The following is a 20,383-nucleotide window of genomic DNA, read 5'->3' as shown; positions in this document are numbered from 1 at the left end:
CGCCCTCCCTGCCCGCGCTCGCCGCACGATGCGAGTGCGAATTTCGGATAGTTGATCTCTAGTTGTCTTTCGATCTCGGGGAGAGGGTCTGTGTTCGGGGCGAGGGAGGGGAAACCCGTGGAGTGGGCGCGGGGGGCGTGCCGTACACTCGACGGGCGTTGCCGCCTTAGCTCAGTCGGCTAGAGCGACGCACTCGTAATGCGTAGGTCGACGGTTCGATTCCGTCAGGCGGCTCCAGGGATGAGGCCCTGACCAGCAGAAATGCTGGTCAGGGCCTCATGTTTATCTATGTGGTCTTGAATCGCCCCCGACGTCCCCCCGATAACGCCCGTAGGCGATCAGTTCGACATGGTCGGGTGTCCGGTGTCGAGCCGTTGCTGGTGCGCCCTGTATGGGCGGGTTCGTCGCTCGGAGCCTCACAATGCTGTGGATTCCGGCTTGTGCTCGGCCGGTTGTGATCATGCTCTCTTGCGGAGCGTGCCAGGGCCTCGGGTAGGCGGCTCAGTCGCGTTTTATCAGGTCACGCAGCTGAGCGAGGGTCGCGTTCGGGTCGAGGATGGCGCTGCGCCAGCCACGCATCAGGATTCTCACCTCGTTCACCGCGCCGCGTAGTTCGCCGATCTGCTCGCTCGTGGCTAGGGCCAGCCGGCGGGCCTCGGCGGTTTCCGCCTCGAGTTCGATCACTCGGGTCTTCAGCGGCGCGATCAGGGTCAGTGCGGTGTCGGTCAGGACGTCAGCGGTGTCGGCCCGGAACTTGCGGCGCTGGCCCAGCACGGTGGCGACCGCGGCCACTCCGCCTGTGCCACCGAGCAAGCCCACGGCGGAGAGCAGGATCTGGATCCATGGAGGACCAGTTGGTGCGGCTGCGGCGATCACGATGGATCTCTTTCTAACCGGGGAGAGGGTTGGCCAGCCGCTGCTGGTTGCGCAGGTGTGGCGAGGTCGCGGAGGTCGGACAGGATTTCCACCGCTCGCCACCCGGACCCCACGGCGATGGCGGCGATGAACGTACTGGAGGTCAGGGCTGCCGTGCCGGAGACGGCGAACAGTGCGAAGGCGTACATGCCGGTGGTGGTGCCGAGTACGAACATGGCGCCGAGTTCGATGCCCAATCCCGTACTGAGCCGGCCGCGCCAGGCGATGCCGAGTAGACCGGCGATCCCAACGACGACGAGCCCCCACTCCCAGACGTTCTGCACCAGGATGGGCATGGAGGTGCTGACCGACCGGGGTCGGACATCGACGATGAGCTGCGCGAGGCCGCAGGCGAGCGTGGCAGCCAGCAGTGTGATCTGGAATGGGTGACGGCCCGATCTGATTCGGATGGCTGGCACTGGGGCACCTTCCGATGTCCTACCGGCTCTCACTCGCTGGCCGGACTGGTCGCGGGCCCTGCCGCCGGTACGGCGACGGAGCGGGGTAGATCCACGGCGAGGTCGGCCGTCGTACGATGCGGCAGCCGGACATTCGGCCGGCGGGCGAGGCATGGTCACGGGCGGTTGGTCGCAGCGCGGTGAAGGATGGCAGACCATCGGCTGGGGTTCAGCGGAGATGAGCTGACTCTCGATGTGCAAGACGGGCCTCATGGTGGCCTCCTGACATCTCATTGGTACCACCGACACAACCGGTCATCCAACTGCTCGACCTGCTCATTTTCCCTGTTCAGAGGGCCTCCGGGTCGCCCGGGAGCGGGCCGCGTCGGGCGCGTGAGCCGTGGAATTTGCGCGTGGCACAAGGCTTTCCGGCGCTCCGGACCGGTTGTGCGGCCAACGGTTCTCGACACGGCGGCGGGAAGCAGCGATTGTCCGACATGTGACGGATGACTGGCACGCGCAGTGGAGCATCGGCTTTCCAACGGCGCCGAGGGTCCAGCCTGCCGGGTGCCTGGCCCGGCTCGGCTGGGATCGACTCGGAAACCAACGGATTACACGATCAACCTTTCAAGACGAGGCACTAGCCGGTTCTGGCGGGTAGTTCGGCGATGAGCTGTTCGACGCGGGTGCGGATGTCGTCGCGGATGAGGCGTACTGCCGCGATGTCCTGGCCGGCGGGGTCGTCGAGTTGCCAGTCGAGGTAGCGCTTGCCGGGGAACACGGGGCAGACGTCGCCGCAGCCCATGGTGATGAGGACGTCGGAGGATTCGGCGGTGGCGTGGTCGAGCAGGCGCGGGGTGTTGGCGGTGATGTCGATGCCGACCTCCCGCATTGCCTCGACGGCGACGGGGTTGATCCGGTCGGCGGGTTCGCTCCCGGCGGAGCGGACCTCGACGCTGTCACCGGCGAGGTGGCGTAGCCAACCCGCGGCCATCTGGGAGCGGCCGGCGTTGTGTACGCAGACGAACAGGACGCTGGGCTTGCTCATTGCTGTTGTCTTCCTTCGGCTTCAGGGCCTCCGGCCGCACTGCCGGTGGCTGGACTGCTGGCGGGTGTGTGCGGGACAAGCACCTGGTCGGCGGCCTGACCGCCGCGCGGGTACAGGGCGAGGAGGAGGGCGACGCCGAGGAGGAGGCCGCCGAGTTGGGCGAGGACGAATCCGGGCACCGACGTGGGACTGATGCCCGCGAAGGTGTCGGTGAACGCCCGACCGAGGGTGACGGCTGGGTTGGCGAACGACGTGGACGAGGTGAACCAGTAGGCGGCGCCGATGTAGGCGCCGACCGCTGCCGGTGCGACCGCGGAGCGGCCGGAGCGGGCGAGGGCGAAGACCAGCAGGATGAGCCCGGCGGTGGCGATCACCTCGCCGAGCCACAGGTGCCCGGCGGACCGTTCCCTGGTGGACCACTCGACGGCGGGCAGCGCGAACATCAGGTTGGCCAGGATCGAGCCACCGATGGCGCCCGCGCTCTGGGCGGCGACGTAACCGCCCAGTTCCCGGGCGGTGAGGCCGGTCCGGGTGCGCCGGCCGAGGAACCAGTCGGCGGCGGAGACGACGGGGTTGAAGTGCGCCCCGGACACCGGCCCGAAGATCAGGATGAGCGCGCCCAGGGCGAGGGCGGTAGCGACGGAGTTTTCCAGCAGTTGTAGGCCGATGTCGTCGGGCGACAGGGTGGTGGCCATGATTCCGGAGCCGACGACGGCGGTGACGAGCAGTGCGGTGCCGAGGAATTCGGCGACGAGTCGCCGCCAGGGTGCTTCGGTGGTCATCGGGGTGGTGCTCCGGTTCCGAGGGGTCGGCGGGCTTGACCGGTCCGGATCCGGGCCCACCGTCGATGAGAAGCGCCGCTGCCGTGGGCCGTCCCGCCCACTCCCTACACCGACGCGGGGGCCTCGATCGCGAGGAGGCTCGCGAGTTGCCGCATGATGCCGGGCCGGGCCCGGTAGTAGACCCAGGTGCCACGCCGTTCGGCGTCGACCAGGCCGGTGTCCCGGAGGGTCTTCAGGTGATGCGAGATGGTGGGGCCGGTCAGGTCGAAGGCCGGGGTGAGGTCGCAGACGCAGATCTCACCGGACGGCGCTGAGGCGATCATCGACATCAACTGGAGCCGTACCGGGTCACCGAGGGCTTTGAAGGCGGGAGCGAGTACGGCGGCGGTCTCGGCCGGGATCCGCTGCTCGCTGATCGGCGCGCAGCAGGGCGCGCCGGCGTTGAGGTCGGTGAGGTTGAGGGACGCCGACTGCTTCGACATGCCTCTAGGTTGACAGATCTCGAAACAGCGTGCAACTCTCTGATTAGAGCAACGTCAAGACAGCAGACCGCCACCCGTACAGAGGACGTGCCGTGCACCAGACGCGTGCGACATCAGCGGACATGCCGGATCGCGCTACGGAGCCGACCGGCAGCCGGCCGCTGCGCGTACGCCCGCTGGTTCCCGCCGACGCGGACCTGGTGCTGGCGATCTACCAGGCGGGCCTCGACGGCGGCCAGGCCAGCTTCGAGGTCACCGCCCCCGACTGGGCGACCTTCCATGCCGCCCGGCTACCTGAACACCGGTACGTCGCGACCGACGCGGCCACCGGGAAGGTGCTCGGCTGGGTCGCGGTGTCGGCCGTCTCCGCCCGCCCGGTGTACGCCGGAGTGGTCGAGCACTCCGTCTACGTCGACCCCGCGGCCCGTGGGCGGGGAGTGGGTCGGGTCCTGCTCGACACCCTGATCGCCTCGACCGAGGTCGCCGGGATCTGGACCATCCAGTCCGGGGTCTTCCCGGAGAACACCGCCAGCCTCGCGCTGCACCGGCGGGTCGGGTTCCGGATCGTCGGCACCAGGGAACGCGTCGGGCGGCATCACGGTGCCTGGCGTGACGTGGTGTTGATCGAACGACGCAGCGCCACCATCGGCTGACCGCGAGGCCCATCGGGGCCGCGGATCAGTCCAACCTCTTATTTTGAGAAACGTCGAGACAAGGAGTTCGGAATGAGTGCCAGCAATACCGATACCACCCTGCCGGTCGCGGTGATCGGCGCCGGCCCGGTCGGTCTGGCCGCCGCCGCGCACCTCGCCGAACGCGGCCTGGACTTCGTGGTCCTGGAAGCCGGCCCGCAGGCTGCCGCCTCGGTCGCCCGATGGGGGCACGTCCGGGTGTTCAGCCCGTGGCGGTACGACATCGACACCGCCGCACGACGGCTCCTCGACGCCGCCGGTTGGACCGCACCCGACCCGGAACTGCTCCCGACCGGTGCGGAACTCGTCGACAGCTACCTGCAACCGCTGGCGAAGCTCCCGGCGATCGCCCCCCACCTGCGCTACGACGCCCGGGTCGTCGCGATCAGCCGGGTCGGCCTCGACCGGGTCCGCTCCCGAGGCCGGGAGGAGACCCCGTTTGTGATCCGGCTCGCCACCGGTGCGGAGATCCTCGCCCGCGCGGTGATCGACGCCTCGGGCACCTGGGCCACGCCCAACGTCCTCGGCGCCAACGGACTACCGGCACACGGCGAAACCGACACCCCAGGGGTGATCGAGCAGGCGCTGCCGGACGTGCTCGGCGCGGACCGGGACCGTTTCGCCGGTGCCCGGGTACTCGTCGTCGGTGCCGGGCACTCCGCCGCGAACACCCTGCTGAACCTTGCCGACCTCGCCGCCCGGGAACCGGGCACCACTGTGTACTGGGCGATCCGTGCCGCGAACGCCTCCCGGGTCTACGGCGGCGGCGACAACGACGCGCTACCCGCACGGGGCGCTCTCGGAACCCGACTCCACGCCCACGTCGAAGCGGGCCGGATCACGCTGCTCACCGGGTTCTCCGTACACGATGTGCGGGTCACGGAGGGCGGGGTGGAGGTGGTGGCCCTCGACGCCGCCGGCGGTCGACGGGCGGTGACGGTGGATCGGATCGTGGCCGCCACCGGGTTCCGCCCCGACCACACGATCAGCACCGAACTGCGCCTCGATCTCGACCCGATCATGGAGTCGCCCCGTGCGCTCGCTCCGCTGATCGACCCGAACCAGCACTCCTGCGGCACCGTCCCACCACACGGCGCCGACGACCTCGCCCACCCCGAGCCCGGCTTCTACACCGTCGGTATGAAGAGCTACGGCCGCGCACCCACCTTCCTCATGGCCACCGGCTACGAACAGGTCCGGTCGGTCGTCGCCGCCCTCGCCGGAGACTGGGAGGCCGCCCGGGACGTCCGACTCCAACTGCCGGAGACCGGAGTCTGCTCCAGCGACCTGGCCTTCGCCGACGACCCGACCACGGCCCGGTCGGGTGCCTGCTGCGGCCCCACCCCGGCGCCCGAACGCGCAGGGCGGGGACTGGCCACCGGCCTCACCGGCGGGCTGTCGGTCACCCCCCTGCCGCTGGTCGCCATCGGTACCCCCACCGAGTCCACCGGTGGCTGCTGCGGCTGATCCACGCCCAGCGCCGCCCGTACCGGCCGGTCCGGTTCCAGTCGTCGGATGAGGGTGGACGGCGCGCTTTACGGTGTCGGGTAAGGCATCGCGGCATGGCCAGCCGTCCAATGTCGACTGTCGGGGCTCGTCGTTAACATGATCATCCGCGCCGCTGCAGCGGCGCGGGTACGACGACACCCGTGGGCGAGGGCCCGCCGGTCCACCGGGAGATACCGGGACCGTTTCACATCCGTCACGACCGGTAGCGACGCTCGCCCTCCACTCACCCCTCAGCACCCCTAGGAGATCCATGTCCGATCCGATCCTGCACGTGGTCGCCCACGAGGACGACGATCTGCTGTTCCTCAGTACGGACCTGGCCGACACGATCCGCTCCGGCACCGCCACGATCACCGCCTTCCTGACCGCCGGTCAGCTCTCCGGCCTCGGCACCGAGGAGGGGGAGCGGGCCCGCAACCGGCAACGCGGCATCCAGGACGCGCACGCGGTGATGGCCGGGGTCACACCGGCCGGGAACCAGGCCGAGTGGAACCACGACGTGATCAGCATCAACGGGAGGCAGATCGAGCGGTACATGCTGAAGGGTGCGCGCGTACACCTGATCTTCGTCGGGCTGCGGGACGGCGAGCTCGACGACCTGTACGCGGGCACCCCGCACCGGACCGTCATCCCCGACGGGGGAGCGGGGGTGCCCCAGTACACGTACAACAGGGCGGACGTGGTGGCGCTGATCGCCGGCCTGGTCGCCTTCTACCCGATAGGCGAGGTGCGGACGCTCGACCCGCTGCCGGAATCCCGGTACTCGCCACCGGATCACGGCGATCACGTGACCACGGCCCGACTCGTCACGGAGGCGGTGACGCAGGTTCCGGTGACGTCGTACCGCGCGTACAGCATCGGGTCACTGCCGATGAACCTGCCGCCCGACCAGGCGACCCGGAAGCTGGCCGCCTTCGACGCCTACCGGGTCTACGACCCGGCCGCCGCGACGCTCGGTTGGACCGAGCGGATGGTCTACCGGTGGCCCCGGGGTACGACCTGGATCGGGCGCAACGCCGACGGCCGGTTGCAGGTGTTCACCGTCCGGCAGGGCCAGGTGTTCACCTGGTGGCAGCTCGCCGGCGGGGGCTGGTCGCAGCCGGTTTTCCTGGCCAACGCGGGCGGCCCCCTGGCGCCGACCCTCACCGTCGGTCACAACGTGGACGGCCGGATGGAGCTGTTCGCCCGGCGCCTGTCGGACCACCGGATCGTGGTCCTCTGGCAGACCGCCGTGAACAGCGCGTGGTCGAGCGCCTGGGCCGACCTGGGCAACCACAACGCGGCCCTGCCGAACGCGAACCAGATGGGCGCGCCGACCGCCGCCCGGCACGCCGACGGGCGGCTGTGCCTGTTCGTCAAGAACGGCGGTGGCGGGGTCAGCGTGAAGTCCCAACCCGCACCCGGCGACGGCTGGGGTGCCTGGGTCGACCTGGGTGGCACCGACGTACAGGACGGGATCAGCGCCGTACTGAATCCGACCGGTTGTCTCGAGGTGTTCGCCGCCACCCGGGCCAAGGTCCTGCACTGGTACCAGTCGGTACCGAACGGCCCGCTGATCCGCAACGAGGTCCTGCCGTCGATGGTCCCGGCGAGCGCGCCGAGCGCGGTGGTCGGTGCCGACGGACGGGTCCGGGTCGTCTACCGCCGCGGGGGCGGTACCGACGTCGCGGTCAGCGTCCAGGCCTCGCCCGGCGGCGGTTGGCTGCCGCCGGTGGCCGCGCCCGGTCCCGGTGGCGTCGGGCAACTCGCCACCGTCGTGCACGGCAACCAGATGTACGCCTTCGCGCGCGACGCCGCCTCCGGGGTGTCCGTCGCCCAACTCGGGGCCGACAGCGTGCCCGGGGCCTGGACCAGCCTCGGCGGGACCGTCGAAACCCCGGCGGTTGTGGTCACCGGTACCGGGCCACAGGTGTTCGCCGCTCGGGCGGGGGCGCTCGCGTACCGGTCCTGGCCCGCCGAGAGCGGCTGGTCGTCACTGTCCTGATCCGCCGGGAACGACCGTGACCGGTGCCGAGGGCGCAGCCTGACAGCCTGCCCGGCCGGTGGCATCCCGCCACCGGTCGGGCGGCGCGTCGCGAGGACGCGCTGGGCGTGCCCCGGACCGGCCGGATATCCGGCAACGATCGGGTTTGTCCAGGTCACAGCCGGGTACGGGCCCAGCGCGGGACAGCCCGCGGAGCTGGGAGGCGTCCATGGAGAGCCGGATCAAGTCGCTGGGTCACCCGGTGCACCCGATGTTGGTCATGTTCCCGGTGGCGCTCTTCGTGACCGCGGTGATCTTCGACTTCGCCGACATCGTCGGTGGCCCGAGGTACCTCGGCGAGGTGGCGTACTGGAACATCCTGGTCGGGTTGATCGGCGGCGTCCTAGCCGCGGCGGCCGGCGCGGTCGACCTGCTGGCGATCCCGGCCGGCACCCGGGCCAAGCGGATCGGGTTGAGTCACGCGGCGGTCAACATCGCCGTGCTCCTGCTCTTCGCCGCGATCTGGACCGTACGGCTCACCGCCGACCAGCGCGGTGCCGGTGGCGCCATCTTCGCGATCGAGGTGGTGGCGCTCGGCGCGGTCGGACTCGGTGCCTGGTTCGGCGGTGAACTGGTCGACCGGCTCGGGGTCGGGATCGACCGGGATGCGGGGCTGAACGCCTCCAGCTCGTTGAGTCCGGCCCCGGCGGACGGCATGGGCCGGATGGGGGATGCCCGATGAGCCAACCCGTGCAGGCCGGGATCGATCGTGGCCGGGAGGCGGTGACCGGGCTGCGGGCGTTCCGCGCCGAGCTGGGCCGGATGGTGAACTCGGCGCTGGCCGGTGTCGGCGGCGGCCCGCCGGAGGTGGAGCTGGTGGACAGCGACGACGGCTGGTACGTGGTCGCCCGGCTGCCGGGGGTGGCGCCGGAAGAGGTGGCGCTCGAGGTCGACGGGCGGGACCTGTGCGTACGGGCCCGGTCCGAGGAAGAGGTGAACGCCGACAGCGGGATGCCCGGTGCCGGTTCGCGGGTACGGGCGTTCGAGCACCGGGTCCGGCTGCCGGGTGAGGTCGACCTGGACCGGATCGACGCGGTGATGGACCACGGGCTGCTCACGGTGGCGTTGCCGAAGGCGGGCCGGTCCGGTCGCCGTACGATCACCGTCGGCCGGCGCTACCCGTCGAGCCGGTCCACCACCGCCGGGACCAGCGGTGCCGCGACAACCGGTGCGACGACGGGTGGCGGCAGTTCGGCCCTGCCCGCCGGTGCGGCCGCCCGCCGGGTCGGTGAGGCGGCGTTGACCGCGGGCAGTTCGGCCCGTTCCGGTGGCGGGATGACCGGGAGCACCGACGATCCGGCGGCCGACCGGGAACTGCACCAGCCCGAGGCGGGTACGAGCCAGCCGGCCCGACGTCACTTCGGCTGAGCGGCGTCCGCGCTGATGATCGGCCGGGTACGGGACCTGGTGCCGGATGTCGAGCGGATCGCCGTACTCCGGGCGAACGCTCTGGGTGACTTCATTTTCGCGCTGCCCGCCCTGGAGGCCCTGCGGGCCGGTTACCCGGACGCCGAACTGGTCCTGATCGGGGCACCCTGGCACGTCGGCCTGCTCGCCGACCGGCCGGGACCGGTGGACCGGGTGCTGGTGGTGCCGCCGGCCGAGGGGATCCGGACCGCCGGGCCGGACGAGCCGGCACCCTCCGCGACCGCGATGGCGGAGTTCCTGGCCGCTGCCCGCGAGGAACGGTTCGACCTGGCCCTCCAGATGCACGGCGGTGGGGGGAACTCGAACCCGATCGTCACCGGGCTCGGTGCCCGGGTCACCGCCGGACTGCGCGCCGAGGGTGCGCCGGAGCTGGACCGGTGGCTGCGGTACGTGTTCTACCAGCCCGAGGTCTTCCGCTACCTGGAGGTCGCCGGCCTGGTCGGGGTGAGCCCGGCGACGGTGAGCCCGCGACTGCACGTGACTCCGTCGGACCTGGCCGAGGTCCGGTCGCTCCTCGGTGAGCCGAGCCGCCCACGGATCGCCCTGCATCCGGGTGCCAGTGATCCGCGCCGACGGTGGCCGGCGGAGCGGTTCGCCGAGGTGGCCGATCGGTTGGTCGCCGACGGGTACGAGGTGTTCGTGACCGGTACGCCACAGGAGCGGGAGCTGGCCGGACAGGTGGTCGACGCGGCGCGCGTACCGGTGCGGTCGCTGGCCGGGGAGTTGTCGCTCGGCGGGCTGCTCGGGTTCTACAGTGGCTGCGCCGTGGTGATCGCGAACGACACCGGTCCGGTGCACGTCGCGGCGGCGGTCGGTACGCCGACCGTCGGCATCTTCTGGGTCGGCAACCTGATCAACTGCGCCACCCCGTTGCGGGCCCGGCACCGGCCGATCGGCTCCTGGACGATCAACTGCCCGGAGTGCGGGGTCGACTGCAGCCGGGGGATCTATCCGGCCCGCCCCGGTGCCGGGGACTGTCCGCACCGGGTTTCCTTCGTCACCGACGTACCCGTGGTGGAGGTGCTGGAGGCGGTCACCGACCTGACCGACGCCGAGTGACCCTGCCGCACACCGGTTCGAGGGCGGCTTGCCCACCCCGGTTCGAGGGCGGCTTGCTTACATCGGTTCGAGGGCGGCCTGGGTTTCGAGCGACGCGGCCTGCGGCTCCAGCGAGGCCGGTTGGGTCTCCGTCGCCTCCACCGGCAGCTCGGCGGACCGATCGGCTGACCGGTCCAGCGGCTGGTCGGTGGACTGCTCGGCGAGGACGATCTCCCACGCCTCGACCGGGCGGTCGGTGACCGTGGTCGGTGCCTCCAGGTGGTAGGCCCCGCTGGGCAGGATGCCGGCTCCGCCGTACCGGCTCATCACGGCGAGCTGGGCGGCCACGTCCTCGCCCTGGTGCTTCTCCGGTAGCCGGCGCCAGAAGTCGAAGCCGCCCGAGGCGTGCAGCCGGAGCCGGTCGTAGAGCACGCACCCGCCGATCCAGGAGACCTTGTACGCCCGCCACTGGCCGGGTGCCAGGCCCACCGCCTCGGTGACGTGCAGGAGGTTCGCGGCGGGGTGGATCCTGGCCCGGTCCCATTCCGGGGTGCCGGGACGGATCTCCTCCGGGACCGGCTGCCCGTCCCACTCCTGGTAGTGCCGGTGCGTCTCCGGCCGTACGTCGTCCACATAGGACAACCCGTGTACGGCGTTGCCGACGAACCCGCAGTCCAGCTCCCCGATGGCGTCGACCAGCCGCTGCACCGCGTTCGGTTCGAGCCAGACGTCGTCGTCGAGGAAGAGGACGTACCGGGCGAGTGACTGGTCGAGCAGGTAGGCGCGGTGTTCGGCCAGCCCACGCCGGGGCAGCCGCCGGGTGAGCAGCACCGGGTGCCCCAGGTGCCGGAGCACGCGTACGGTCGCCGCGACGGCGGGTTGGGCCCACGGGGGGCTGCCCCCGGACTGGTCGCTGACCACCACCCCGAACCCGTCGGGCCCGCTCTGGGCGGCCAGCCCGGCCAGGGTGACGGCCAGTTCGGCCGGGCGGTTCCGGGTCGGTACGAGCACGTCCAGCAGCCGGTCGGTACGGAACTCCGCCGCGTCGTCCGAGGCCAGCGGCCGGTTCACGACGGGCGGGCGGCTCACGGCGTACTGCCGGTCGGGCTGTCGGCGAGGGACGGCTCCTGGGCGTCGCTCGTGGCGGGAGCCCGCCCGTTCACGGTCTGGGAGCGGATGCGGTCGATGATCGCCGAGGTGGAACGGTCGGGCACGTAACCGAGGGTGCGGACCTGGCCGCCGAGGCGGCGTACCAGCGGGGCCTCGGGGACCATCTCGGGCGGGTAGTCGCCGCCCTTGACGTACACGTCGGGCCGGACCGTCTCGATCAGCGCGGCCGGGGAGTCCTCCTCGAAGACCACCACGTGGTCCACGCAGGCGAGCGCGGCGAGCACCGCGACCCGGTCCTCGACCGGGTTCACCGGCCGGTCGGCGCCCTTGAGCCGGCGCACGCTGTCATCCGAGTTGACCGCCACCACCAGCACGTCGCCGAGTTGGCGGGCCTGGTCGAGGTAGCGCACGTGACCCCGGTGCAGGACGTCGAAGCAGCCGTTGGTGAAGACCACCGACCGGCCGTCGCGGCGGTGCCGGGCGATCAGCGCGTCGAGTCCGCCGTGGTCGACCACCGCCGGCGCCCGTTCGCCGTCGCCGTCGGTCGACCCCAGAGCGGCAAGCAGATCCTCGCGTACGCAGACACAGGTGCCCATCCCGGCGACGGTGCTGGTGGCGGCGAGTTGGGCGAGTCGGGCGGCCGTCGGCAGTGGTGCGCCCGCGGCCAGGGCCAGGGTCATCGCGGCCAGGTACGCGTCTCCCGCGCCGACCGCGTAGCTGGCCGGGACCGGGGTGGCGTGGCTGCGCCGGGGCTCGCCGTCGGGGCCGCCGACCACCGCCCCGTCGGTGTCCAGGGTCACCGCCACCACGTCCGCCCCGGTACGTTCCCGGATCTCGGCGAGGTGGGACCGGGCCACTCCGGCCCGATCGGTGCCGGAGTGGACGGTGCTCTCGGTGAACCCGCGCGGCCGTTCCGGCAGCGGCGGTACAACCTCCGTCACCACCGTCGGCATCTCCACCGTCGGCGTCTGCCCCGCCGCCAGCCGCACCGCCGGTGCTTCGGCGGGAGGGTCGGCAGGGGCGGCAGCGGTCGTGCCGGAGGAGTTGAGCAGGCGGGTGGCCTCGGCGAAGCTCGGCGTCACCACGGTCGGGGCGAGTCCGCGCCAGTAGGCCAGGTCGTGCGCGTCGAGGGCCACGGTGCCGAACAGGTCCCGGTGCTCGACCAGCCAGGCGCGGATCGGTTCGGGCAGGGCGCCGAGACCGTAGTCGCAGATCACCAGCGTCGGCGGCTGGCCGGTCACCTCACGCAGTTCCTCGGTGGCGCTGGCCAGGGTGCCGAGCAGTCGCTGCACCCCGTCGTCGCAGAGCCGGTCGTCCCGGTCGCCCTCGTCCTCGCGTACCAGGATCTGGTCGGCGGCGAGGATCCGTCGTTTGACCGGTGTCCTGCGGCCGGTCTGGGAGACCGTACGGTCCCAGACCCCGGCCCGGTCCAGGCAGTCGTGGAGTTCGTCGCCGGCCACGTCGGCGCCGACCGGTGCGACCAGGGACGCCCGGCCACCGAGCGCGCTCAGGTTCACCGCGGTGTTCGCGGCGCCACCGGCGGCGGTGATCCGCCGTCGCAGGGTGAGTACGGGGGCGGGCGCCTCCCGGCAGAGCCGGTCGGAATCGGCGAACCGCCACTCGTCGAGCATCGCGTCGCCGACCACCAGCACGCCACGCCCGAGCCAGCTCTCGACCACATCGGCAAGTCGCCGATCTTCCTCTGCTCCGGTCACCATGCCGGCGGGTCCCCGCTGTCGCCAGCACCAAACCGGTAGCCCGGCGACGCCGGGGGGTTCCGGTGGTGTTCGTACCCGATCGGGGTTATCCGACGGTGCTGGCCGGCGTGGTCGCGGCGGCGGCCCAGGCGGCGTCCTCGGCCTCCTTGCGGGCCAGGCCGTCGCGCCCGTCGTAGCGGAGGAACTTCGGCAGCGCGGCGGCCAGGGCGATCGTGCCGACCACGCAGAGCAGGCCGCCGGAGACGATCGAGCCGTTCACGCCGAGCCACCGGGCGGCCAGCCCGGAGCGCAACTGGCCGAGCAGCGGACCGGTGGAGTAGGACAGCATCTCGATCCCGGCCAGCCGACCGCGCAGGTGGTCGGGGATGGTCTGGTTCCAGATGATCATCCGGAACAGCCCGGAGACCATGTCGGCGGCGCCGGCCAGGGCGAGCAGGACCAGGGCCAGCCAGAGCGAGTCGACCAGCCCGAAGGCGAGGATGGCCAGCCCCCAGGCCCCGGCGGCGAGCACCACCATCAGCCCGTGCCGGTGCACCTGCCGGGTCCAGCCCGAGCCGAGCGTGGCGAGCAGCGAACCGACCGCCGGGGCGGCGTAGAGCAGCCCGAGTACGGCCGGGCCGCCGAGCTTGTCGGCCATGAACGGGTAGAGCGCCTGCGGCATGCCGAACAACATCGCGTTGATGTCGACCAGGTAGGTGCCGAGCAGTTCGGGGCGGCTGCGGGCGTACCGCAGGCCGGTGCGGACCGAACGTACCGACGGGCGGTCGGCGGCCGGTGGTGGCGGGACCGCCCGTACCAGGGCCAGGCAGGCGAGCGAGGCGGCGAAGGTGGCCAGGTCGATGGCGTACACCCAGGCCAGGTCGACCGAGGCGATCAGGACCCCGGCCAGTGCCGGCCCGGCGAGCTGGGCGACCTGCATCCGCAGCGAGTTGAGGGCGCTCGCCGCCGGGATCTCGGCCGGGGTGACCAACCGTGGGGTCAGCCCCTCCATCGCCGGGCGTTGCAGCCCGTCGACCGCCGCGGTCAGCCCGGCGACCAGGTAGAGCAGCCACAGGTGCGGCCGGTCGGACAGCGAGTTCACCAGCAGCACCCCGCAGAGCAGGGTCAGCCCGATCTCGCCGCCGAGCACCAGCCGGCGCCGGTCCAGGTAGTCGGCGAGCGCGCCGCCGACAAAACCCATCAGGAGCAGGGGTACGAGTTCCACCACCCCGAGCAGGCCGACCAGCAGCGGATCCTTCGTCATCTCGTACACCTGGTACGGGACGGTGACGTACGTGATGAACGACCCGAAGCCGGAGATGCCGGCGGCCGAGAAGACCAGCCGGAAGTCCCTGGACGTACGCAGCGGGGTGAGGTCCAGCGCCAGGCGCCGGAGCAGGCCGGTCTTCACCCCGCGGATCGTCCCGGATCGACGCGTCGCCGTCGAGCGGGTTTCCGCCGGTACAGCGTGCTCCCAGGATTCGCTGATCTTTGGGATGTCAGGGATCACATACTTGCCGGCCGGTAAGTAGGTCGGCGGGTACGGATGGAAGAGTCGCCACCCGCCAGGCATGTTCCGTGCCGGCGGGGGGAGAAAGCACGATGACGACCGCCGAAAACACCCGGCCGACGCTGAGTCACCGGCAGATCCTGCTCCTGATGAGCGGCCTGATGACCGGCATGCTGCTGGCCGCCCTGGACCAGACGATCGTCGGTACGGCACTGCCGACGATCGTGGGTGAGCTGGGCGGGATCAACCACTACTCGTGGGTGGTGACCGCGTACCTGTTGGCGTCGACCGCCTCCACCCCGCTGTACGGCAAGATGGCCGACCTGTACGGGCGCCGCCCGGTCTTCCTCTTCTCGATCGGCACGTTCCTGGTCGGCTCGGCGCTTGCCGGACTCTCCCAGGACATGACCCAGCTCATCATCACGAGGGCGATCCAGGGCATCGGCGCCGGTGGTCTGCTGACCCTGGCCTTCACCATCATCTCGGACGTGGTGGCACCCCGCGAGCGCGGTCGCTACCAGGGGTTGTTCGGTGCGGTCTTCGGCATCGCCTCGGTCGCCGGCCCGCTGGTCGGCGGTTACTTCGCCGAGCACAACTGGCGCTGGATCTTCTACATCAACGTCCCGCTCGCGATCGTGGCGATCATCGTCAGCTTCTACGTGATGCGGCTGATCCCGTTCACCAAGCGGCAGCACACCGTCGACTGGCTCGGTGCCGGCCTGCTGGTGGCCTCGGTCAGCTCGCTCCTGCTCGCACTGAGCTGGGGCGGCAACGAGTACGCCTGGGCCTCGCCGCTCATCCTCGCCCTGTTCGCGGTCGGTGCGCTGCTCGCGGTGGTCTTCCTGTGGCAGGAGTCGCGGGTCTCCGAGCCGATCCTGCCGCTCGGGCTGTTCCGCCGCCGTACCTTCGCGCTCGGCAACGCCGCCTCGTTCATCCTCGGCCTGGTGATGTTCGGGTCGATCATCTTCATCCCGCTGTACCTGCAGATCGTCAAGGGCGCGTCGCCGACCAACAGCGGTCTGCTGATGCTGCCGATGATGGCCGGGATCATCGTCACCTCGGTCCTCACCGGTCGGGCGATCAGCCGGATCGGCCGGTACAAGTGGTTCCCGGTGGCCGGCGCGGTGCTGCTGGTGCTCGGCATGCTGCTCTTCACCCAGCTCCAGGTCCGCTCCACGCTCTGGCTGGCGTTCCTCTACATGGTGATCATCGGCATCGGGCTCGGCCTTTGCATGCAGTCGCTGATCCTCGGGGTGCAGAACTCGGTCGAGGTACGCGACCTCGGCGCCGGTACGTCAACCGTCACCTTCTTCCGCTCGCTCGGCGGTTCGTTCGGGGTGGCCATCCTCGGCACCCTGCTCTCCACCCGGCTGACCGGTGGACTCACCGACCGGCTGCCGACGGCACTGTCCAAGCTGCCGCCGGAGCAGCAGGCCCCGATCGACCCGAGTTCGTTCTCCATCAACGAACCGGCGAAGATCATGGCGCTGCCGGACCCGCTCCGCGACGCCGTACAGCAGAGCTTCGTCAGCGGGCTGCACCTGGTCTTCCTGGTCGCCGGCCTGATCGCGGTCGTGGCGGTGGTGCTCACCGTCCTGATGCCGAACGCGGAACTGCGCGGTGCCGGTAGCGCCGGTACGCCCCTGGACAAGGAGTCGCACGACGACGCCGCGACCGACATGGAAGCCAACGCCCAGACGATGATCTAGCCGCGGTTGCCGTTACGGGCGCACCGGCCTACTTGAGTACGAGTTGGTTGGTGCGCTCGAAGACCGCCAGGTCGTCCAGGGTCTCCAGGACCGTCGGGGAGGTCGGCGTCGGCAGGCCCCGGGGCGGGAAGAAGCCCGCGTTGGTGGTCTCGTCGGTGACCGTCAACAGCTCACCGGACCAGGTCTCGATCCGGAACGCGACCACGAAGAGCTGGTACGTGTCGCCGTACATGTTGGTGAAGGTGCGGTCCGGGCCGGTGTAGAACGCGAACGGGGTCACCGCCTGCGCCCGCAGCCCGGTCTCCTCCCACACCTCCCGGACCACGCAGTCGCTGATCGACTCGCCCAGTTCCATCGCCCCGGCCGGCATCGCCCAGTCGCCGTTGTCGGAGCGTTCGATCAGCAGGACCTGACCGGCCGCGTCCCGGACCACGCCCCGGGCGCCGACGAACATCAGGGTTCGGTCACCGGCGAGCGTACGAAGCTGCCCGAGGTAGGACTCCGCCCACGAAATGCTGCTCATCCGATCACTCTAGGGCAGCGGACCGGCCCACCGAGGCCGCTGCTCCGGGCTTCCCGGATCGCCCCCCGGCGAGGGTCACAAGGGTTTCCAAAGTGTGAACTGGGCCACTAGTTTGTTTCGCATGCGCAGCACCATGATGGATGTTCCCCTCCAGATCTCCCGGATCCTCGAACATGGCAGCACGGTGCACGGCGGCTCCGAGGTGGTCACCTGGACCGGAGCCGATCCGTCCGCCGGTGGGCCCAGCCGGCGGATGACGTACGCCGAGGTCGGTGCCGCCGCCGCGCAACTCGCGTACGCGCTCCGCGACGACCTCGGGGTCACCGGGGACCAGCGGGTCGCCACCTTCATGTGGAACAACAACGAGCACCTGGTCGCCTACCTCGCCGTACCGAGCATGGGCGCCGTGCTGCACACCCTCAACCTGCGCCTCTTCCCCGACCAGGTCGCGTACATCGCCAACCACGCGCAGGACCGGGTGATCCTGGTCGACAGCACGCTGATCCCGTTGCTGGCGCGGGTGCTGCCGGAGCTGACCACGGTCGAGCACCTGGTGGTGGTCGGTGGCGGCGACCCGACCCCGCTGGTCGAGGCCGCTGCCGCCGGTGGCCGGACGGTCGGCGTACACCGTTGGGACGACCTGCTGCGGGACAAGCCGCAGCGGTACGACTGGCCGGACGTGGACGAGCGCGACGCCGCCGCCCTCTGCTACACCTCCGGCACCACCGGCCACCCGAAGGGCGTGGCCTACTCGCACCGGTCGATCTGGCTGCACTCGATGCAGATCTGCATGGCGGAGGGCTTCGGGCTCGGCCCGACCACCAGGGAACTCGCCATCGTGCCGATGTTCCACGCCATGTCCTGGGGCATCCCGTACGCGGCGCTGATGTCCGGCGCCTCGCTGATCATGCCGGACCGGTTCCTCCAGGGCGCCCCGATCGCCGAGATGATCGCCGCCGAGCGCCCGACCCTGGCCGGGGCGGTGCCGACCATCTGGAACGACCTGCTCGCCCACCTGGACGGCAACCCGGTCGACACCTCGTCGCTGACCGAGGTGATCGTCGGCGGCTCGGCCTGCCCACCGGCGCTGATGCACGCCTTCGACGACCGGCACAGGATCGACGTGATCCACGCCTGGGGCATGACCGAGATGTCGCCGCTCGGTTCGGTGGCCCGCCCACCGGCCGGTGCCGAAGGCGACGACGCCTGGTCCTACCGCTACACCCAGGGGCGGCTCCCGGCGGCGGTCCGCGCCCGGATCGTCGGCCCCGCAGGTGAGCCGATGCCCACCGACGGCCGGGCCGTCGGAGAGCTGGAGGTCCGCGGCCCCTGGGTCACCTCGCGGTACGTCGGGGACGACGACCCCGACCCGGAGAAGTTCCGCGACGGCTGGCTGCGTACGGGCGACGTCGGCACCCTCTCCCCGGACGGCTACCTGGTCCTCACCGACCGGGCCAAGGACGTGATCAAGTCCGGCGGGGAGTGGATCTCGTCGGTGGAGTTGGAGAACCACCTGATGGCCCACCCTGCCGTGCACGAGGCGTGTGTCGTCGGTGTACCCGACGAACGCTGGGACGAACGCCCGCTCGCCGCCGTCGTACTCCGCGAGGGCGCCTCCGCGAGCGCGACCGAACTGCGCGACTTCCTCGGTGAGCGGATCGCGAAGTGGCAGCTCCCCGAGCACTGGACCTTCGTCGACGCGATCCCGAAGACCAGCGTCGGCAAGTTCGACAAGAAACAGCTCCGGGCCACCCACGCCAGCAACGCCCTCACCGTCGAAACCCTCGACGCCTGACCCGGTCTGCCCGTGGGCTGCGGCGGGTCCGCTGCCCCCATAGGGGCAGTGGAACGCCACAGCGCTGCGGGACCAGCCCCGGTTATCCACAGGTTGGTGGGTGGGGGTGGCGGCGGAGGGGGTGAGTCGAGAGGGTGGGCGGATGTTGCGCCGCGACCCCGTACCGGGCCTGCGTCCACCACCACCGCCCGACGCCGACGCGTTGACCCACCTGCTCGACCTTCAGTCGGACGTGGTCAACCGGCGTCAGGCGCTCCGGCACCTCTCGCCCAAGGCGGTGCGCCACCGGCTCGCCTCCGGACGCTGGCAGGCGGCCGGACGTGGGATCTACCTCGCCCACACCGGCCCGATCACCCGGGAGCAGCGCCGGTGGGTGGCGGTGCTCGGGGTACGCCGGGCGGTCCTCGCCGGACCCTCCGCCCTGGAGTTGCTCGGCCTGCGCGGATACCACAGCGAAGCCCTGCACGTACTGATCTCCGCCACCCGCCGGGACCTCGACCCGCCGTACGGCGTCGTGGTGCACCGGACCCGGCACTTGCCCGAGGCCGACGTGCACCGGCTCGGGCAACCACCCTGCACCATGCCCGCCCGATCGCTCGTCGACGCCGCCCAGTGGGCGCCGACGGACGACCGGGCCAGAGCCGTGATCGCCGCCGGGTTCCAGCAACGGCTGATCAGTGGGGGCGAGTTGGACGAGGTGCTGGACCGGATGCCGAACGCGTACCGGCGTGGCCTGATCGCCGCCGCCGCCGCCGCTGCCGACGCCCGCGACGGTGCCGGCTCGATCGCCGAATCCGACTTCCTCCGGCTCTGCCGCCGGGCGCGGCTGCCAGAGCCGAGCCGGCAGGTACGGCGTACGGACGCTCGGGGGCGGCGCCGCTATCTCGACGTCCACTTCGACGAGTGGCGGGTGCACGTGGAGATCGACGGCAGCCAGCACCTGGAGGTACGCCACTGGTGGGCGGACATGCGCCGGCAGAACGACCTGTGGATCAGTGGTGTGCGCGTACTCCGGTTCCCCGCCTGGGTGGTCCGCGACCGTCCTGCCGAGGTGGTCGCCCAACTCCGGGCCGCCCTGACAGCCGCCGGCTGGGAAGCATGACGGTTGGCTGCGGCGGTCTGCTGCCCCCATAGGGGCAGTGGAACGCCACAGCGAGTTGAATGGGTGCATGGACTCAGGGGTGGCGGTGGGGCGGGTGATCGGGCGGGCGGCGCAGCGGAGTGTCGCGGCGGTCGCGGCGCGGGACGCGGAGGCGTACGAGGGGGCTGCGGTGGAGTTGGCGGCCCGCAACCCCGAACAGGTCGGGCTGGTGCTCGGCGGGGTGGTACGGATGCTGCTGGAGGAGGTGCACCCGGACGGGCTGGACAGCGACGACCTCCAGGTGGTGCTGAAGCGGTGCGCCGTCGACAACATCGGCTGGTTCCCCGAGTTGGACCCGACCGTGCTGGTGCTGCTGTTGACGGCCGCTCTCGGCGTACACCCCTCGGAGGAGGAGGCGCCGCGGGTCGAGCCGGCGGCGATGGCCCGGCACGCGCCGCTGCTCGTCGCCGACCTGCTCGCGGTCACCCGCCGGCCGCTCGCCGACTACCTCGACGCGTCGCTGGCCGAGATTTTCGTCGTCCAGACCAACGAGCTGCCCTGACCCTGCCCGGTCAGGCCCTCGCCGGTCCGGGGCAGGCCGGTCAGGACCTCGCCGGTCCGGGGCAGGCTGGTCAGGCCCTGG

General features: G+C 71.2%; 18 protein-coding genes, 1 tRNA gene and 1 pseudogene. 11 read left to right on the top strand and 9 right to left on the bottom strand.

The genetic code is table 11. From position 1 onward, the window contains the following. The first annotated feature begins 160 nt into the window (after positions 1 to 160). Positions 161 to 237 (top strand) — tRNA-Thr (locus tag OIE47_RS10785). 264 nt (positions 238 to 501) lie between these two features. Here the strand turns inward: OIE47_RS10785 and OIE47_RS10780 are convergent. From OIE47_RS10780 to OIE47_RS10760, 5 genes are all read right to left on the bottom strand, one after another. After that, positions 502 to 876, bottom strand: coding sequence for a hypothetical protein (locus OIE47_RS10780; RefSeq protein ID WP_326561358.1), 375 nt, complete (start codon positions 874 to 876; stop codon positions 502 to 504). After that, positions 873 to 1,334 carry a hypothetical protein gene (locus OIE47_RS10775; RefSeq protein WP_326561357.1) on the bottom strand — a complete coding sequence of 154 codons (462 nt, stop codon included), beginning with the start codon at positions 1,332 to 1,334 and terminating at the stop codon, positions 873 to 875. Before OIE47_RS10775 ends, OIE47_RS10780 begins: the two co-directional genes overlap by 4 nt. A 619-nt stretch (positions 1,335 to 1,953) precedes the next feature. Next, positions 1,954 to 2,361: an arsenate reductase ArsC gene (locus tag OIE47_RS10770; RefSeq protein ID WP_326561356.1), complete on the bottom strand. Its 408-nt coding sequence runs from the start codon at positions 2,359 to 2,361 to the stop codon at positions 1,954 to 1,956. Continuing rightward, positions 2,358 to 3,143, bottom strand: a complete 786-nt coding sequence (locus tag OIE47_RS10765) for an MIP/aquaporin family protein (protein ID WP_326561355.1) — start codon at positions 3,141 to 3,143, stop codon at positions 2,358 to 2,360. Before OIE47_RS10765 ends, OIE47_RS10770 begins: the two co-directional genes overlap by 4 nt. A 104-nt stretch (positions 3,144 to 3,247) precedes the next feature. Further along, positions 3,248 to 3,625 carry an ArsR/SmtB family transcription factor gene (locus OIE47_RS10760; RefSeq protein WP_326561354.1) on the bottom strand — a complete coding sequence of 126 codons (378 nt, stop codon included), beginning with the start codon at positions 3,623 to 3,625 and terminating at the stop codon, positions 3,248 to 3,250. Positions 3,626 to 3,747: 122 nt separating this feature from the next. Here OIE47_RS10760 and OIE47_RS10755 point away from each other — a divergent pair, with 122 nt between their 5' ends. The 6 genes from OIE47_RS10755 (at position 3,748) to OIE47_RS10730 (ending at position 10,336) form a co-directional block, all read left to right on the top strand. Continuing rightward, positions 3,748 to 4,278, top strand: coding sequence for a GNAT family N-acetyltransferase (locus OIE47_RS10755; RefSeq protein WP_326561353.1), 531 nt, complete (start codon positions 3,748 to 3,750; stop codon positions 4,276 to 4,278). Between the two features lie 72 nt (positions 4,279 to 4,350). Continuing rightward, the gene (locus OIE47_RS10750; RefSeq protein WP_326561352.1) at positions 4,351 to 5,784 is read left to right on the top strand and encodes an FAD-dependent oxidoreductase; all 1,434 of its coding nucleotides are present in this window, start codon (positions 4,351 to 4,353) and stop codon (positions 5,782 to 5,784) included. Positions 5,785 to 6,076: 292 nt separating this feature from the next. Then, on the top strand, positions 6,077 to 7,810 hold the full coding sequence (locus tag OIE47_RS10745; protein WP_326561351.1) for a PIG-L family deacetylase: 1,734 nt from the start codon (positions 6,077 to 6,079) through the stop codon (positions 7,808 to 7,810). Positions 7,811 to 8,018: 208 nt separating this feature from the next. Beyond that, complete coding sequence (locus tag OIE47_RS10740) at positions 8,019 to 8,531, top strand: DUF2231 domain-containing protein (RefSeq protein ID WP_326561350.1); 513 nt, start codon at positions 8,019 to 8,021, stop codon at positions 8,529 to 8,531. After that, a complete protein-coding gene (locus OIE47_RS10735) occupies positions 8,528 to 9,217 on the top strand; it encodes an Hsp20/alpha crystallin family protein (protein ID WP_326561349.1) in 690 nt (229 codons plus the stop codon). The genes OIE47_RS10740 and OIE47_RS10735 overlap by 4 nt, the downstream gene beginning before the upstream one ends. 15 nt (positions 9,218 to 9,232) lie before the next feature. Then, on the top strand, positions 9,233 to 10,336 hold the full coding sequence (locus OIE47_RS10730) for a glycosyltransferase family 9 protein (protein WP_326561348.1): 1,104 nt from the start codon (positions 9,233 to 9,235) through the stop codon (positions 10,334 to 10,336). A 195-nt stretch (positions 10,337 to 10,531) separates the two neighbouring features. Here OIE47_RS10730 and OIE47_RS10725 read toward each other — a convergent pair. The 3 genes and pseudogenes from OIE47_RS10725 to OIE47_RS10715 all read right to left on the bottom strand — a co-directional run. Beyond that, positions 10,532 to 11,386, bottom strand: a pseudogene (locus tag OIE47_RS10725) (glycosyltransferase family 2 protein); the annotation flags it as partial. Positions 11,387 to 11,400: 14 nt separating this feature from the next. Continuing rightward, entirely contained in the window at positions 11,401 to 13,143 is a 1,743-nt protein-coding gene (gene rfaE2, locus OIE47_RS10720; RefSeq protein WP_326561347.1) for a D-glycero-beta-D-manno-heptose 1-phosphate adenylyltransferase, read from the bottom strand. 85 nt (positions 13,144 to 13,228) lie between these two features. Beyond that, entirely contained in the window at positions 13,229 to 14,533 is a 1,305-nt protein-coding gene (locus OIE47_RS10715) for an MFS transporter (protein WP_326561346.1), read from the bottom strand. Positions 14,534 to 14,724: 191 nt separating this feature from the next. Here OIE47_RS10715 and OIE47_RS10710 point away from each other — a divergent pair, with 191 nt between their 5' ends. Continuing rightward, the gene (locus tag OIE47_RS10710; protein ID WP_326561345.1) at positions 14,725 to 16,341 is read left to right on the top strand and encodes an MDR family MFS transporter; all 1,617 of its coding nucleotides are present in this window, start codon (positions 14,725 to 14,727) and stop codon (positions 16,339 to 16,341) included. A gap of 28 nt (positions 16,342 to 16,369) precedes the next feature. Here the strand turns inward: OIE47_RS10710 and OIE47_RS10705 are convergent, their stop codons facing one another. Then, positions 16,370 to 16,864, bottom strand: a complete 495-nt coding sequence (locus OIE47_RS10705; RefSeq protein ID WP_326561344.1) for an NUDIX domain-containing protein — start codon at positions 16,862 to 16,864, stop codon at positions 16,370 to 16,372. A gap of 121 nt (positions 16,865 to 16,985) precedes the next feature. Between OIE47_RS10705 and OIE47_RS10700 the strand changes: the two genes are divergently transcribed. The 3 genes from OIE47_RS10700 to OIE47_RS10690 all read left to right on the top strand — a co-directional run bounded on the left by OIE47_RS10700 (position 16,986) and on the right by OIE47_RS10690 (position 20,302). Then, the gene (locus OIE47_RS10700; RefSeq protein WP_326561343.1) at positions 16,986 to 18,659 is read left to right on the top strand and encodes a fatty acid--CoA ligase; all 1,674 of its coding nucleotides are present in this window, start codon (positions 16,986 to 16,988) and stop codon (positions 18,657 to 18,659) included. 142 nt (positions 18,660 to 18,801) lie between these two features. Continuing rightward, complete coding sequence (locus OIE47_RS10695; RefSeq protein ID WP_326561342.1) at positions 18,802 to 19,761, top strand: DUF559 domain-containing protein; 960 nt, start codon at positions 18,802 to 18,804, stop codon at positions 19,759 to 19,761. A gap of 67 nt (positions 19,762 to 19,828) precedes the next feature. Next, positions 19,829 to 20,302: a hypothetical protein gene (locus OIE47_RS10690; protein WP_326561341.1), complete on the top strand. Its 474-nt coding sequence runs from the start codon at positions 19,829 to 19,831 to the stop codon at positions 20,300 to 20,302. Positions 20,303 to 20,383 lie beyond the last annotated feature (81 nt).

The organism is Micromonospora sp. NBC_01796, from assembly GCF_035917455.1.
GTDB lineage: Bacteria > Actinomycetota > Actinomycetes > Mycobacteriales > Micromonosporaceae > Micromonospora_G.
This window is presented reverse-complemented; position numbering and strand designations above follow the sequence as displayed.

Coding starts and splice junctions, on each gene's coding strand:
- OIE47_RS10770 (WP_326561356.1), bottom strand. CDS start 2,361: ATGAGCAAGCCCAGCGTCCTGTTCGTCTGCGTACACAACGCCGGCCGC.
- OIE47_RS10765 (WP_326561355.1), bottom strand. CDS start 3,143: ATGACCACCGAAGCACCCTGGCGGCGACTCGTCGCCGAATTCCTCGGC.
- OIE47_RS10760 (WP_326561354.1), bottom strand. CDS start 3,625: ATGTCGAAGCAGTCGGCGTCCCTCAACCTCACCGACCTCAACGCCGGC.
- OIE47_RS10755 (WP_326561353.1), top strand. CDS start 3,748: ATGCCGGATCGCGCTACGGAGCCGACCGGCAGCCGGCCGCTGCGCGTA.
- OIE47_RS10750 (WP_326561352.1), top strand. CDS start 4,351: ATGAGTGCCAGCAATACCGATACCACCCTGCCGGTCGCGGTGATCGGC.
- OIE47_RS10745 (WP_326561351.1), top strand. CDS start 6,077: ATGTCCGATCCGATCCTGCACGTGGTCGCCCACGAGGACGACGATCTG.
- OIE47_RS10740 (WP_326561350.1), top strand. CDS start 8,019: ATGGAGAGCCGGATCAAGTCGCTGGGTCACCCGGTGCACCCGATGTTG.
- OIE47_RS10735 (WP_326561349.1), top strand. CDS start 8,528: ATGAGCCAACCCGTGCAGGCCGGGATCGATCGTGGCCGGGAGGCGGTG.
- OIE47_RS10730 (WP_326561348.1), top strand. CDS start 9,233: ATGATCGGCCGGGTACGGGACCTGGTGCCGGATGTCGAGCGGATCGCC.
- rfaE2 (WP_326561347.1), bottom strand. CDS start 13,143: ATGGTGACCGGAGCAGAGGAAGATCGGCGACTTGCCGATGTGGTCGAG.
- OIE47_RS10710 (WP_326561345.1), top strand. CDS start 14,725: ATGACGACCGCCGAAAACACCCGGCCGACGCTGAGTCACCGGCAGATC.
- OIE47_RS10705 (WP_326561344.1), bottom strand. CDS start 16,864: ATGAGCAGCATTTCGTGGGCGGAGTCCTACCTCGGGCAGCTTCGTACG.
- OIE47_RS10700 (WP_326561343.1), top strand. CDS start 16,986: ATGCGCAGCACCATGATGGATGTTCCCCTCCAGATCTCCCGGATCCTC.
- OIE47_RS10695 (WP_326561342.1), top strand. CDS start 18,802: ATGTTGCGCCGCGACCCCGTACCGGGCCTGCGTCCACCACCACCGCCC.
- OIE47_RS10690 (WP_326561341.1), top strand. CDS start 19,829: ATGGACTCAGGGGTGGCGGTGGGGCGGGTGATCGGGCGGGCGGCGCAG.